This is a genomic window from Plantibacter sp. 2H11-2, assembly GCF_050031945.1.
Lineage (GTDB): Bacteria > Actinomycetota > Actinomycetes > Actinomycetales > Microbacteriaceae > Plantibacter > Plantibacter auratus.
In genome coordinates, this window is record NZ_JBNBBL010000006.1 from 112,811 (window position 1) to 126,488 (window position 13,678).

At 70.8% G+C, this 13,678-nt stretch carries 11 protein-coding genes; 5 read left to right on the forward strand and 6 right to left on the reverse strand.

What is annotated here, in order from left to right; translation table 11 throughout:
- Window positions 1-18: 18 nt before the first annotated feature.
- The 3 genes from ACQG07_RS13200 to ACQG07_RS13210 all read right to left on the reverse strand — a co-directional run bounded on the left by ACQG07_RS13200 (window position 19) and on the right by ACQG07_RS13210 (window position 3,481).
- Window positions 19-1,191 (reverse strand): diguanylate cyclase domain-containing protein, encoded by a 1,173-nt coding sequence (locus ACQG07_RS13200; protein ID WP_426738499.1) that lies wholly within the window; start codon window positions 1,189-1,191, stop codon window positions 19-21.
- Window positions 1,188-2,924 carry a sensor histidine kinase gene (locus tag ACQG07_RS13205; protein WP_159879183.1) on the reverse strand — a complete coding sequence of 579 codons (1,737 nt, stop codon included), beginning with the start codon at window positions 2,922-2,924 and terminating at the stop codon, window positions 1,188-1,190. Before ACQG07_RS13205 ends, ACQG07_RS13200 begins: the two co-directional genes overlap by 4 nt.
- A 74-nt stretch (window positions 2,925-2,998) precedes the next feature.
- Window positions 2,999-3,481 (reverse strand): Lrp/AsnC family transcriptional regulator, encoded by a 483-nt coding sequence (locus ACQG07_RS13210; protein WP_064295326.1) that lies wholly within the window; start codon window positions 3,479-3,481, stop codon window positions 2,999-3,001.
- A gap of 193 nt (window positions 3,482-3,674) precedes the next feature.
- Here ACQG07_RS13210 and ACQG07_RS13215 point away from each other — a divergent pair, with 193 nt between their 5' ends.
- Window positions 3,675-4,469 carry a PP2C family protein-serine/threonine phosphatase gene (locus ACQG07_RS13215; protein WP_229939081.1) on the forward strand — a complete coding sequence of 265 codons (795 nt, stop codon included), beginning with the start codon at window positions 3,675-3,677 and terminating at the stop codon, window positions 4,467-4,469.
- A gap of 91 nt (window positions 4,470-4,560) precedes the next feature.
- Window positions 4,561-7,611, forward strand: a complete 3,051-nt coding sequence (locus tag ACQG07_RS13220) for an FtsK/SpoIIIE domain-containing protein (protein ID WP_426738500.1) — start codon at window positions 4,561-4,563, stop codon at window positions 7,609-7,611.
- 31 nt (window positions 7,612-7,642) lie between these two features.
- On the opposite strand, the gene ACQG07_RS13225 is transcribed toward ACQG07_RS13220, so the two are convergent.
- Together ACQG07_RS13225 and gabT are read right to left on the reverse strand one after the other, a co-directional pair.
- A complete protein-coding gene (locus ACQG07_RS13225) occupies window positions 7,643-8,647 on the reverse strand; it encodes an asparaginase (RefSeq protein WP_426738501.1) in 1,005 nt (334 codons plus the stop codon).
- The gene (gene gabT / locus ACQG07_RS13230; RefSeq protein ID WP_426738502.1) at window positions 8,644-10,017 is read right to left on the reverse strand and encodes a 4-aminobutyrate--2-oxoglutarate transaminase; all 1,374 of its coding nucleotides are present in this window, start codon (window positions 10,015-10,017) and stop codon (window positions 8,644-8,646) included. The genes ACQG07_RS13225 and gabT overlap by 4 nt, the downstream gene beginning before the upstream one ends.
- An 82-nt stretch (window positions 10,018-10,099) precedes the next feature.
- Here gabT and ACQG07_RS13235 point away from each other — a divergent pair, with 82 nt between their 5' ends.
- Window positions 10,100-10,582, forward strand: a complete 483-nt coding sequence (locus ACQG07_RS13235) for an OsmC family protein (RefSeq protein WP_086473942.1) — start codon at window positions 10,100-10,102, stop codon at window positions 10,580-10,582.
- Between the two features lie 21 nt (window positions 10,583-10,603).
- On the opposite strand, the gene ACQG07_RS13240 is transcribed toward ACQG07_RS13235, so the two are convergent.
- Complete coding sequence (locus ACQG07_RS13240) at window positions 10,604-11,416, reverse strand: lysophospholipid acyltransferase family protein (protein WP_159879177.1); 813 nt, start codon at window positions 11,414-11,416, stop codon at window positions 10,604-10,606.
- A 146-nt stretch (window positions 11,417-11,562) separates the two neighbouring features.
- Here ACQG07_RS13240 and ACQG07_RS13245 point away from each other — a divergent pair, with 146 nt between their 5' ends.
- Window positions 11,563-12,561 (forward strand): FKBP-type peptidyl-prolyl cis-trans isomerase, encoded by a 999-nt coding sequence (locus tag ACQG07_RS13245; protein ID WP_426738503.1) that lies wholly within the window; start codon window positions 11,563-11,565, stop codon window positions 12,559-12,561.
- Between the two features lie 35 nt (window positions 12,562-12,596).
- Window positions 12,597-13,676, forward strand: a complete 1,080-nt coding sequence (locus ACQG07_RS13250; RefSeq protein WP_079707173.1) for a 1-deoxy-D-xylulose-5-phosphate reductoisomerase — start codon at window positions 12,597-12,599, stop codon at window positions 13,674-13,676.
- The last annotated feature ends 2 nt before the right edge of the window (window positions 13,677-13,678 follow it).

Sequence of the window (13,678 nt, forward strand, 5' to 3'; positions counted from 1 at the left end):
CGAGCTCGATGCGATCCGTCAGCGGCCCGTCGGCGACGACGAGGCGAGGACCGTGCGGTTCCCGCCGGACGCTGCGGCACGCCGGCTGGCGTCGCTGGCGGCACGCGTGAGGACGGCGACGTCGTACCCGAGGTAGTCGGTCAGAGCGATCCCGATGCTCGCCGTCGGGCGCAGGCGCGGTGTGGTCTCGACGGGGTGGTCGAGCAGGCCGTCCTGGATGCCCTTGGCCGCCTGGAGCGCGACGTCGGCGTCCGTTGCGGGGGTCGCGATCAGGAGACACCCGGCGCCGTCCTCGCCGATGTCGGAGAGCGTCGGGCCGTACCGACGGACCGAGGAGATGAACCCCTCGGCGACCTCACGGCTGAACGCCGCTCCGAACGCCGTCTTCATCTCATCGAGGTCGTCGAGTCGGACGTGGAGGATCGCGAGCTGCTCGTCATGGAAGTTCGCCCGTTCCAGCCAGTCGTCGACGATCCGGACGAAGGACTCCTGGAGGAGGACGTCGTCACCCGTGTACGCGACGATGCTCCCGTGCCGTCGGCTCGCGGGTGCGGCGCGCTCGGCCCGCAGGACGGAGAGCACCACGGTCGCGACGATGAGGAGCGCGATGAGCAGCAGCGAGGCGGCCACGGTCCCGAAGAGCGTCGTGAACAATGAACCGTCCGACCCCTCCACGAGGAGTGCGATCAGCCGAGCGGCGAAGAACAGGGACGCGATGCCGAGCACGATGGTGAAGCCACGGGTGGTCGGGTTGTCCCGCATCGCGCCGACGAGCGTCTCAGCCGCGCCGAGGCCCGCGAAGAGGGCGATGCAGAGGAACGTCGCGGGCGCGCCCGCCCAGGGGCCTCCCGAGGGCCCGGCGGCGAGCGCGGCGACGATCGTGACCGCTGTCCCGATGAGCGAGACCCAGAGCAGACTCGATTTGCCGTTGAAGAGCCGTGCGCCGGACCACAGGGCGGCGATGCTCAGCACGTATCCACCGTTCCCGGCGGCGATCGCCCACCAGGCCTCCTGGCTGAGGGCGCTGACGACGTAGGAGAAGCTGGTGAACATCCCGGCCATGTAGGACACGGACCACACCCGCCCGCTCGCGTCGTCCTTCCGCATGAAGGTGTTGACGATGAACGTCGCGCCGCAGACGAAGATCACGAGCGCGTTGATCACCGCGACGGTCTCGCTGTCGAAGGTCATTCGGTCCCGCCTCTCGGAATACGGACCACCGCGGTCGTGCCCTCACCGAGCACACTGTGGACGGTGAGGTCGCCGCCGTGCAAGCGGACGATGTCCCGACTGATCGCGAGGCCGAGGCCGCTGCCGTGCACCGTCGAGTTGCGGACGAGGTCGGAGCGGAAGAACCGCTCGAAGAGCTTCGGTTGGTCCTCCTCGGAGATGCCGATGCCGGTGTCCCGCACGATGACCCAGGCGGTGTCGCCTTCCGCGGTGACGCCGACGCTCAGCTCGCCGCCGTCCCGGTTGTACTTGATGCCGTTCGAGAGCAGATTGTCGACGACCTGCCGGAGGCGGAACGGGTCGGCGAACAGCGGCACGGCCTCCTCGTCGTGGCGCACGATGGTGATGCTCCGTTCGGCGGCCACGTGCGCCAACGACTCGACCGAGCGGTCGACGATCTCCCGGAGCTCGCACTCGGAGCGTTCGAGCACCATGGTCCGGTTCACGTCGCGGGAGGCGGCCAGGATGTCCGCGATGAGTTCGAGGAGCCGATCGCCGTTCGTCTGGGCGATCGTGAGCTGCTTCGCGACCCGCGGTGGGAGCCCCGGGTCGTCGAGCGCGAGGTCGAGGTACCCGAGGATCGACGTCAGCGGCGTCCGGAGCTCGTGCGAGACGGAGGCCACGAGGTCGTCCCTGGCGCGGATCGCGTTGATCTCGCTCGTGACGTTACGCGAGACGAGCACCGTGCCGTCGTAGCCACCCTCGTGGTCGTAGAGGCGGCGGGAGGTGAGGGCGAGGGCGATCCGCTCGGTACCGGGGGCGCCGAGCCACACCGTGAGGTTCTCGAACTCCTCACCACGGCGTGCACGGATGTACGGCTTGTCCTGCGGCTGGAGGAGGGTCAGTCCGTCCTCGGCCCACACCGGGAGTGCGGGATTGACGTCGGACAGCTCGCCGACCTCGTCCTGCAGCCGAGTCTGGAACCGGTTGACCATCGCCCGGGCTCCGATGCGGTCGAAGCGGACGACGCCGAAGTTCACGGCGTTCAGGATCTCCGCGAGGCGGCTCTCCTGGTCCTGTGCACGCCCCAGGGCGGTCTCGAGCTGTCCGGCCTGCTTGTTCAGCAGCACGCGCTGCGCCTCCGTCCGCTTCGCGGTCATCGCGGTGGAGACGGCGACGAACGCGAGGACCGTGGGCAGGATGACGAGCGCCGGCAGGTTGGCGATGGTGATGTCCCCCGGGGTCATCGCGAGGGATGACCAGCTCGACGTGCAGACGAGCACGATGGCGGTCACGGCACCTGCGAGGCCGAAGGCCGTCGCCATCCAGATGGTCGGGAAGACCCAGAGGAGTCCCGCGCCGATCAGGGGTTCGCCTTGCCGGATGAGCGCGATGGCGATGATGTCGAGGATCGGGAGCGCGATGAGGAGCCGCGGCACCTGGTGCCACGGCACGATCGGCGCGAGCGCCGTCGCGATGAACGCCAGGATCACCCCGATGTAGAAGAGGACGGAGTTGTCGTCGACGCCCTGGAACAGGAGCGTGGCGAAGAGGATGGCGACGACCGCCAGGCCGAAGAGCAGCTGTGGGAAGGCGCTGTAGCCGGTCATCCGGCCGACGCGTCGTGGGACCTCGACCGCGTGCGGGCCCGTTCTCGTGGGCCCGGTGTCCGCGAGACCGGGTGCCGAGGCGGTGTCACCCGACGCCGACGGGCCGGACGGGGGAGTCCGTTCTCCGATCGGCTTCGCGGGCATGGGTTGAGCGTACCTCTGTCGGGGGTGGCGGAACGTGATACTGGGGACGGCTTGCGCCGGTGCGGGGATCCCCTCTAGCGGGTGCCCCAGTCGTAGAGCTGCTTGTGCAGGCGCAGGTAGACGAAGGTCTCCGTTCCGGAGACACCGTCGACGGTGCGGATCTCGTCGTTCAGCAGCGCGATCAGTTCCTCGTCGTCCTCGCAGACCACTTCGACCAGCAGGTCGAAGGAGCCGGCGGTCAGGACGACGTAGTCGACGGCCGACAACGCGGACAGGCGGTCCGCGACCACGCGGGTGTCACCGGTCACCCGGACGCCGATCATCGCCTGTCGGGTGAAACCGAGCTGCATCGGGTCGGTCACCGCGACGATCTGGATGACGCCGGACTCCGTGAGCTTCTGCACCCGTTGCCGCACCGCGGCCTCGCTGAGTCCGACGGCCTTCCCGATCTCGGCGTAGGAGCGGCGTCCGTCGGTCTGGAGCTGCTCGATGATCGCCTTCGAGGTGTCGTCGGGCGGCGCCGCCTTCGCCGGTGCATCGGAGCTCGCTCGTGTCATGCGTCGATCATGACAGCGTGGACGGGTCGCGGCAAGCGGATCCGTAGGACCGACCGACCCCGGCGCCCGGATCCGTCGTCGCCGATCCCCGGACGGAATCCGCCGAGCCGGGTGGGGCGGTCCTGCGGTCGGCCGGTACCGTACTATCGTCGAGGGTGCATCAGCCACCGCCAGCCGTATTAGAGGAGCAGACGTGACCGAGCACGGGCAACGGATCGTCACGCTGCCCGGCGGGCGTCGAGTCTCACTCGCGTGGGCCGGCATGACCGATGTCGGCAAGCGACGCGAGTTGAACGAGGACGCCTTCGTGGCGCTCCCTCCCGTGTTCGCCGTGGCCGACGGCATGGGTGGGCACTCCGCCGGCGAGGTCGCGAGTGCCGCGGTCGCGCACCGCCTGACCAAGGCCACCGAGGGAGCCGAGATCCTCACCGTCGACGGCCTCGTCGACGCGCTGCGCATGGCCGTCGCGGACATGATCGACACCGCGGAGGAGGGCGAACTCGGCATGGGCACCACCGTCACCGGTGTCGTGCTGACTGCCGACGAGGGCGAGGGTCGCGTCGCGGTCTTCAACATCGGCGACTCCAGGGTGTACCGGCTGCAGGACGGCGAGCTGGTTCAGGTCACCGAAGACCACTCGATCGTCCAGGAGCTGATCCGCGCGGGAGCGATCAGCCCGGAGGAGGCCGAGTTCCACCCGAACAGCAACATGATCACCCGGGCCGTCGGACCGTCGGACGACCCCGTACCTGACGTCGAGCTCTTCCCGATCGAGACCGGTGCCCGATGGCTCGTCTGCTCGGACGGGCTCACGAAGGAACTCACCGACCACGGGATCTGGTACTTCCTGACGGAGGGGGCCACGCCGGTCGACGCGGCCGAACTCCTCCTGCGTGCCGCCCTCGACAACGGCGGGCGCGACAACGTCTCGGTCATCGTGCTCGACATCGCGGCGGTCGACGAGAGCGTCGAGCAGCCCGCCTCCTGAGCCCGCTCCACAGCCGCTGCTCGCGCGGGCTTCGCGCCCGGTCGGATCGTCCCGTCAGCCGGTCAGGGCCGCAGGGTGCTCCACTGGAGCCATGAGCCCTTCGGACGTGACGCCCTCCGCGACCACCTCGCACCGGCCCGCGACGACGCCGGCCCGCCTCCGTGCCCCCAGCCCGCCGGCAGAGCCGCCCACCGGGTCGCTCCCGATCCTCGCAAGTCTCGCCCCGGTCGTCGGGTCGGTCGCCCTGTTCGCGATCACTGGCTCACCCGTGACCCTCGTCTTCGCCGCGCTCGGGCCCCTCATCGCCGTCGCCGGCTACATCGACGCACGCTGGACCAGACGTCGGCGCGGACGGCGGGCGCGCGCGGCGTATGACGCTGCGGCGCTGGAGCTGGAGCAGGACATCGCGCGAGCACACGCCGAGGAACGCGAGGAACTGCGAGCACTCCACCCTGCCGGTCGGCTCCTCGAGGTCATCGACGGACCCGATCGTGCCAGGTGGCGGGTACCGGAGGCCCGCCGCACGCTCGTCTGCGTCGGGCGAGGGGAGACGAGGAGTGCCGTCCGGGTGGACGCGGGGGCGGACGACGACCGATGGGAGTGGGCGGCACGGCTGTCCGAGGCGCCGGTCGTGGTCGACGCGGTCGAGGGGATCGGCATCGTCGGTGGGAAAGTGTTCGCGCGCGCGGTGGCCCGCAGCATCCTCCTGCAGCTCGCCCGACAGCTCCCGCCGCAGGCAGCGCAGTTCTCCGGTGAGCCCGCGGCTCCCGACGACCGCACCTGGGCGTTCCTCGAGGGCCTCCCGCACCGTGCGGTCTCGGACCCCGCCGACCCGATGCCCGGTGGGCGAACGGCGGAGCCGACCCTCGTCTCGGTCGTCGAACGCTGGGAAGCGGTCGGGTCCGCCGCGGGGCGCTCGGGAGGACGCCCGCCGATCGGCGGTGTGCTCGTCGCCCTGTCCGACACCGTCGAGCTCATCCCCACCCGCTGCCGACACCTGCTCGTCCTCGATACCGACGGGCAGACCGTCCTCGCCGACGGTACCGGCGCCTCCTCGTCCGTGCCGGTGTCGCCAACCCTGCTCGCGGAAGCCGAGGCGGAACACGTCGTCGGGGCGCTCACCGCCGCCGCACTCACGACGGGGGAGTCCCCGACCCTCTCGAGTCTGCCGACCGACGTCGCCTTCGCGCAGGTGCATCCGGTGCGGGGCCGTCGCCCGCCGGCGGGATCCGACTGGCGGCCCGATGCGCTCCGGGTCGCCATCGGCACCGGCGTCGAGGGCGTGCAGCTGCTGGACCTCGGAGCGGACGGACCCCATGCACTGGTCGGCGGAACGACCGGCAGTGGCAAGAGCGAGCTGCTCATCACCTGGATCACGGCTCTCGCCGCGCAGTGCTCGCCGCAGGAGCTCTCCCTGCTCCTCGTCGACTGCAAGGGCGGCGCCTCCTTCCAAGCGGTGGAGACCCTGCCGCACGTGGTCGGGATGGTGACCGACCTCGAACCGGGGGCGGCGGACCGCGTCGTGTCGAGTCTGCGAGCCGAGCTCCGCCACCGTGAGCGCGTGCTCGCCGCACACGGGGCGCGGCACCTGCTCGACCCCGTGCTCCTGCCGGAACATCGCCCGGCACGGCTCGTCGTCGTCGTCGACGAGTTCCAGGCGCTGCTCGACGCGAGCCCGCACCTCCATCAGGTGTTCGCCGACCTCGCGGCCCGCGGGCGATCACTCGGCCTGCACCTGATCCTCTGCAGTCAGCGACCTGCGGCGGTCGCCGCCGACGCCATCCTCGCGAACTGCACGCTCCGCCTCTCGCTCCGGGTCACCTCGCGCCCCGACAGCGCCGCGATCCTCGGTGTGCCCGATGCGGCCGCGATCCCGGCCGGAACGCCGGGCCGCTGCATCGTCTGGAACGGCGACCGACGACTCGTGTTCCAGTCCGCGGTCACCACCTCCGACGACATCCTCGCGGTCCGTGAGCGCTGGCGCGACGCGCCTGCACCTCGGCGACCATGGCTCGACCCCCTGCCGGCACGCCTGGCCTTGAGCGCCGTCTCTGCGATCGAGGCGGGACGTGCCGGAGGCTCGGAGCGCACCGGTGTCGACTGTCCTCCCGGGGAGGGCATCGTGTTCGGCCTCGCGGACCTCCCCGAGGAGCAGGCACAACGCCCCGCGGTGTGGTGTCCGGAGCACGACGGCTCGCTGCTGGTGCTCGGCACCGGACGTTCCGGTCGAACGACCCTGCTGGACACGCTCGAGGTCGGCGCGCGCGATCGCTTCCGCGTGGAGCGCGTCGGCCAGGATGCCGAGCAGGCCTGGGACACCGTCATGGCGCTGTCGGATCCGCTCCGCCCGACCGAGCGGACCCTCCTCCTCGTCGACGACGTGGAGTCGCTCCTCGCCACCGCCGGGGACGAGCACGGCGCCGCACTCCGCGATGCACTGCTCGGCCTGCTTCGAGACGGGGGACGCCGCGGCATCAGCGTCGTCCTCGTCGCCTCCCGGCTCGGCGGTGTGGTCCACCGGTTCTCGGCTCAGCTGGGCAGCACCCTGGTCCTCCGCCTCGCCGATCGGCAGGATCATCTCGTCGCCGGCGCACCCGCCTCCTGCTTCGATCCACGCCGACCCGCCGGCCGCGCGCACTGGCAGGACTCGGAGGTGCAGATCGCGCTCGCTCCACCGTCGCCGACGTCACCGTCCTCTGCGCCCGGGGTCCACCGCTGGCGGCCGAGCCCGGCACGCGCGACCGTCATCGTCACGCGCGCGACCGGAGCGGTCCGGGCGATGCTGCAGCGCTCGACCGGGACGGAGCGACGCGTGCGGCTCATCGAACCGGCAGCGCACCTGTTCCCGTCCGCACCGCTCGCGGGCGTCGCGGGCATCGAGAGCGACGTCCTGGAGGACGACGCCGCGATCGTCGTCCTCGTCGACCCCGAGACGTGGCTGTCGGGCCGGTTGGTCGTCGGGCGAGACCTTCCGCCGAGCACCGCCGGTGCCGACCTGGTGGTCCACAGCTGTTCCGCCGCCGACTTCCGGCAGGTGACCAGGAGCCGTGAGCTCCCGCCGCTCCTCGGCTATGCGAGCGGCCGTGCCTGGTGGTGGCGGGCCGGACAGGAGGCGATGCGTGTGGACCTACTCGGCTCCTGACCCGAAGCCGCCGAGGCTGTCGGCCGGGCGGTCAGACCGCGGTGACGGCGATCCGGCCGACAACGGCGGCTCCGCCGTGGATGGCCAGGTCGAGTTCCGGTTCGAGGGCGTCGACGGCGGCCGCATCGAGCGCTCCGACCGAGACGAGCAGCCGGAGGGCGATGATCGTCGAGGCCCGGAGCGAGCCGTCGAGGACCTTGAGCGCGACGGTCGCGCCGCCGGGTGCCGACATGACCATCACGCCTTCCGCACCGAGCTTCGCGAACAGGCCGAGGCGTTCGATGACGAGCGTGTTCGCCCGGCCGGGTCCGTCGAGTGCCCAGCCGTTGGCGAGCACCGCCGCCGTGAGCAGCCCTGCGTTCCGGTACAGGGCGAACGGCGAGGTGGGGGAGGAGTTGACGACGCGTCCGATGCCACGTGCGAGTCCGGTCAGGGAGATCGCGTAGACCGGCGCCCCGCAGCCGTCGACCCCGCTGGCGGCGGGCTTCTCGCCGGTGAAGCGCTCGACGGTGTCCCGGACGGCGAGCTGCAACGGATGGTCGGGCTCGAGGTACGTCGCCTGGTCCCACCCGTTCTGTGCGCAGGCGAGCAGCATGGCCGCGTGCTTCCCGGAGCAGTTCATGTACAGGGGGCTCGTGCCGAGGCCGTCCCGGACCAGCTCGTCGCGGGACGCGCGATCACCGGGCCAATCGGCCGGGCACTGCAACGCCGAGTCCTCGATCCGAGCCCGGCCGAGCATGCTGCGCACGACCTGGACGTGCTTGCGGGTCCCCGCATGGCTCGCGGTCGCGAGCACGGCCTGAGCGCCCTCGAGGGACACTCCGGCGTTCATGATCGTGATCGCCTGGAAGGGCTTGAGGCACGAGCGGGGGAAGACCGGTGCGTCCGGTGCTCCGAGGCTCGCGAGAACCTCGCCCTCCGGCCCGAGGACGATCGCCGATCCGGCGTGTCGTGACTCGATGAAGCCGCTGCGCTCGACGACGGCCAACTCCACCGCGTCCGCGACGCCGAAGGTCTGGGGGACCGCCGTGCTCACAGTGCTGCGAGCGCCTGATCGATGACCGTCATCGCGTCCGCGATGAGCTCGTCGGAGACGGCGAGGCTCGGGAGGAAGCGGAGGACGTTGCCGTAGGTGCCGGCGGTGAGGACGAGCACGCCCTGCTGCGCAGCGGCTGCGGCGATGGCGCTGACGGCGGCCGGGTGGGGCTCCTTCGTCGTCGAGGCCGTACCCGGCTGGACGAGTTCCATCGCGATCATCGCGCCGATGCCGCGGACGTCGCCGATGATGTCGTACTTGCCCTGGAGCTCGAGCAGCGCCGCCGTCAGGGTGGCACCGATGCGATCCGCTTCGGCCAGGAGTCCGCGGGACTCGATCGACTCGAAGACCGCGACCGACGCGGCACACGCGACGGGGTTACCGCCGAAGGTGCCGCCGAGCCCGCCGGGCTGGCTCGCGTCCATGATCTCGGCGCGCCCCGTGACCGCCGCGAGCGGCAGACCGCCGGCGATACCCTTCGCGCTCAGCACGAGGTCGGGGACGAGGCCGAAGTGCGAGCTCGCGAAGTACTCGCCCGTGCGCGCCATGCCGCTCTGGATCTCGTCGGCGATGAACACGACGCCGTTGGCCGTGCACCACTCCTGGAGCGCGGGGAGGTAGCCCTCCGCGGGGACGACGAAGCCGCCCTCGCCCTGGATCGGCTCGACGACGAGGCATGCGAGGTCGGGGGCACCGATGCGCTTCTCGAGGTAGGCGATGGTGCGGGCCGCAGCCGCAGCTCCGGACAGGCCGTCGTGGTAGGGGTAGGAGTTGGGGGCGTGGTAGACGTCGCCGGCGAACGGACCGTAGCCGGTCGCGTAGGGGGCGGCCTTGTAGTTCATCGCCATGGTCAGGTTGGTGCGACCGTGGTAGCCGTGGTCGAGCACCGCGACAGCCCGCCGACCGGTGTACTTGCGAGCGATCTTCACGCCGTTCTCGACCGCCTCGGCGCCCGAGTTCACGAGCACCGACTTCTTCGCGAAGTCGCCCGGGGTGTGCTCGGCGAGCAGCTCCGCGACGCGCACGTACTCCTCGTAGGGGGTGATCGTGAACAGGGTGTGCAGGACGTCGGCCGCCTGGTCCTGGACGGCGCCGACCACGGAAGACTCCGTGTGGCCGATGGTGGTGACACCGATGCCGGCACCGAGGTCGATGAACTGGTTGCCGTCGACGTCGACGACGATCGCGCCGTGCGCGCGCTCGATGTACACCGGGAGGACACTCGACACGCCATCGGACACGACGGCGGTCCGGCGGGCGTGCAGCGCCTGCGAGCGCGGGCCCGGGACGGCCGTCACGATGCGACGCTCCTGCGTCACGCTGGGGGCGGAGGCGGTCGTCTGGTCCGTGGTGTCGAGCGTGTCAGTCATAGTCCTCCAGCGTAGCGCGACCTCCCGACAGCGGGGCCGCGAACGCGGGCCGCGGCGGAGAGGCCAGTGGGATACTGGTGGCATGATCACGGGCCACCACGACTACACCATCGGCGTCCGCTGGGACGGAGACCTCGGGACGGGCACGAGCGGGTACCGGGACTACTCCCGGGAGCTCACGGTGACGGCCGCCGGGAAGCACGACCTCGAGGGCTCGGCGGACAAACCGTTCCGCGGCGACCCGGGTCGATGGAACCCCGAGGAGCTGCTCCTCGCGGCCCTCGCCCAGTGCCATCTCCTGTCCTACCTGCACGTCGCCGTGACCCTCGGTGTCGTGGTGACGGCCTACACGGACGACGCTGTCGGGACCATGGTCGAGGACGGCGCGGGCAGCGGTGCGTTCACGGAGGTGGTCCTGCGTCCGCAGGTCACGGTCGCCGATGCGTCGATGGTCGAGGCGGCGCGAGCCGGGCACGCCCGCGCGAACGAGCTGTGCTTCATCGCCAACTCGGTGAACTTCCCGGTCCGTCATGAGCCGACGATCGTGGTCGCGACGACCACCTGAGGAGTGGACCGACGCCGCGGCTCAGAGCCGTTCCGGGCGGAAGGCGCGCTTGATGCGCTCGACGGTGTCGGCGGGCGGCGACTCGTTGTAGGCGTTCGCGAGCTCCTGGCCGGTGAGGGCGTGGATCGCCGCCATGATCTCGTCCGTCGCCTTGCGTCTGGCGCGTCCTGAGGTCGCCGGGCCATGGTGGCTCACGTCGATGGGTTCGCCGAAGATCACCGTGACCGGTTTGAACTTCGGGATCGTGGTGCCGACCGGCATGAGGTCGTCGGTGCCGATGAGGCCCACCGGGACGACCGTCGCGCCCGTGGTGAGTGCCAGCCAGGCGACACCGGTCCTGCCGCGGTACAACCGTCCGTCGAGCGACCGGGTGCCCTCGGGGTAGATGGCGAAGGCCTCGCCGCTCTCCAGGATCCGGCGTCCCTGGTCGAGCGCCTCCTGCGCCGCCTGCCCGACGCCACGTTCGACCCCGACCGCGCCGATCGAGGTGAAGAAGGTGCGCGAGACCCAGCCCTTCAGACCGCGTCCGGTGAAGTAATCGGACTTCGCCAGGAACTGCACCCGTCGTGGCGCGCTGATCGGGATCGCGATGCTGTCGATGAACGAGAGGTGGTTGCTCGCCAGGATGACCGGCCCACGCTTCGGGACGTTCTTCCGGCCGATGATCTTGGGGCGGTAGAGCAGCTTCGCCGTCGTGTTCAGGACGGCTCGTCCGAAGTAGTAGACGACACCGGGTTTCGAGGGCGTGGACACCGTGTCGTCCGTCGACGGTTCGACCGTGGTCTGGTCGGAGGGTTCCTGGGCGCGTCGCTGCGTCTGCTCCTCATCGGCCATGCGCACGACTGTACCCGGCGACGCATGCGCGACCCGGCATACTCACGTGTGACCACCCACCGCGGATGTTCGGCGCGCTGTCAGCCAGCATGGAGCCTGGTGGGTGAAACTGGACCGACCCCTCAGCAACGACCGAAAGTTCCCCTGTGCGCAAGAGCCTCTGCCTTCTGGCCGTCATCGCGTCCCTCGTGTCGCTGACCGCGTGCAGTTCGGCGACGTCGCAGTCGCAAGCGCTTCCCAGTCCGGGGGAGTGCGCCGACACGAGCGCAGGCAAGGCGTCCAAGGCGATCAGCGTCAGTGGCGACTTCGGCTCGATCCCCGAGGTCACCTTCGCGAAGGGCACACTCGCCGCAGACACGACCGAACGCACGATCGTGGCCAAGGGCGACGGAGAGCGGGTCGATCCCGGCGACACGACGTTCGTCGAGATGTCGATCTACAACGCCGTGACCGGGTCGATCGTCGCGCAGACCGCCTACGGTGCGAGCCCGGCGACGGCGATCGTGGTCAACGACCAGAAGTACCTGAAGGGCCTCGTCCGCGCCGTCGAGTGCACGAACGTCGGATCCCGCGTCGCGGCGTTCGTCACGGCGGGCGACGGGTTCGGTTCCGCAGGGTCGAGCGACGGCACGGTCCAGGCCGACCAGCCGCTGGTCGTCGTGGCCGACGTCCTCAGCACGGTGCACAGCGACGCCAAGGCGGACGGCGTCCGGCAGGAGCCCGTCGCCGGGATGCCCGCGGTCGAGCTCGACACCGCCGGACGACCCACGGTCACCATCCCCGAGGAGCCCGCTCCGGCCGATCTCCAGGTCGCGGTCCTCAAGCAGGGCGACGGGGCGGTGGTGCAGCCCGACGCCGAGGTCATCATCAACTACCAGGGTGTGAACTGGCGGACCGGCGAGGTCTTCGACGAGAGCTGGGGCAACGGACCGACCAACTTCCAGCTGTCCGCCGTGGTGAAGGGCTTCTCGAGCGCCATCGCCGGCCAGCACATCGGATCGCAGGTCATCGCCGTCATCCCACCCGACCTCGGGTACGGACCGAGCGGCGGCAACAGCCAGGCGGGCATCGAGGCCGACGACACCATCGTGTTCGTCATCGACATCCTCGACGCGAGCAGCACCACGGCTCCCGCCGCGGGCTGAGCGGCCCGCACCGCCGCCGACGTAGACTGACCGCCGTGAGACGCGTCATCATCCTCGGATCAACCGGCTCGATCGGCACGCAGGCACTCGACGTCATCCGGGGTGACCGCGACCGCTTCGAGGTCGTCGGCCTGACGGCCGGCTCGAACGCCGAGCTCCTCGCCGAGCAGGCCGCCGCCTTCCACGTCGACGACACGGCCCTGGGCGCGGCCGACGCCGAGCGGCTCATCCGCAGCGTCGACGCCGACGTGGTGCTGAACGGCATCACGGGCTCCATCGGGCTCGGCCCGACCCTCGCGGCCCTCGAGACGGGCAGGACGCTCGCGCTCGCGAACAAGGAGTCGCTCATCGTCGGTGGCGACCTCGTCCGGCGGATCGCGACACCCGGCCAGATCGTGCCCGTGGACTCCGAGCATTCCGCGATCGCCCAGGCCCTCCGATCCGGCACCGCCACGGAGGTGCGACGGCTCGTCCTGACCGCCTCGGGAGGACCGTTCCGCGGACGGGACCGCGCGTCGCTCGCCGGCGTCACGCCGGCCGAGGCACTCGCCCACCCCACCTGGGACATGGGTCTCGTCGTCACGACGAACTCGGCGACCCTCGTCAACAAGGGTCTCGAGGTGATCGAGGCGCACCTGCTGTTCGACGTCCCATACGACCGCATCGAGGTGACGGTCCACCCGCAGTCGATCGTCCACTCGATGGTCGAGTTCATCGACGGTTCCACCATCGCCCAGGCCTCCCCGCCCGACATGCGGCTCCCCATCTCCCTCGGGCTCGACTGGCCCAACCGGGTCCCAGGCGTCGGCGTCCCGCTCGATTGGACCTCGCGCCAGCAGTGGACGTTCGAGCCCCTCGACCACGAGGCCTTCCCGGCGGTGCGGCTGGCCAAGCTCGTGGGCGGGCAGGGTCGCACCTATCCGGCCGTGTTCAACGCGGCGAACGAGGAGGCCGTTGCGGCCTTCCACGCGGGGCGGCTGGGCTACCTCGGCATCCTCGACACCGTCCGCGCGGTCGTCGACGACCACGAGGCGCCCGAGGGCGAGCTCACCCGGGAGGCGCTCGCGGAGGCGGAGCGCTGGGCGAGGGCTCGCGCGCAGCAGCGCATCGGCTGACC

Bases quoted from the DNA above. Each gene is read 5' to 3' on its own strand.
- ACQG07_RS13220 (WP_426738500.1), top strand. From the start codon at position 4,561: ATGAGCCCTTCGGACGTGACGCCCTCCGCGACCACCTCGCACCGGCCC.
- ACQG07_RS13200 (WP_426738499.1), bottom strand. From the start codon at position 1,191: ATGACCTTCGACAGCGAGACCGTCGCGGTGATCAACGCGCTCGTGATC.
- gabT (WP_426738502.1), bottom strand. From the start codon at position 10,017: ATGACTGACACGCTCGACACCACGGACCAGACGACCGCCTCCGCCCCC.
- ACQG07_RS13205 (WP_159879183.1), bottom strand. From the start codon at position 2,924: ATGCCCGCGAAGCCGATCGGAGAACGGACTCCCCCGTCCGGCCCGTCG.
- ACQG07_RS13240 (WP_159879177.1), bottom strand. From the start codon at position 11,416: ATGGCCGATGAGGAGCAGACGCAGCGACGCGCCCAGGAACCCTCCGAC.
- ACQG07_RS13210 (WP_064295326.1), bottom strand. From the start codon at position 3,481: ATGACACGAGCGAGCTCCGATGCACCGGCGAAGGCGGCGCCGCCCGAC.
- ACQG07_RS13235 (WP_086473942.1), top strand. From the start codon at position 10,100: ATGATCACGGGCCACCACGACTACACCATCGGCGTCCGCTGGGACGGA.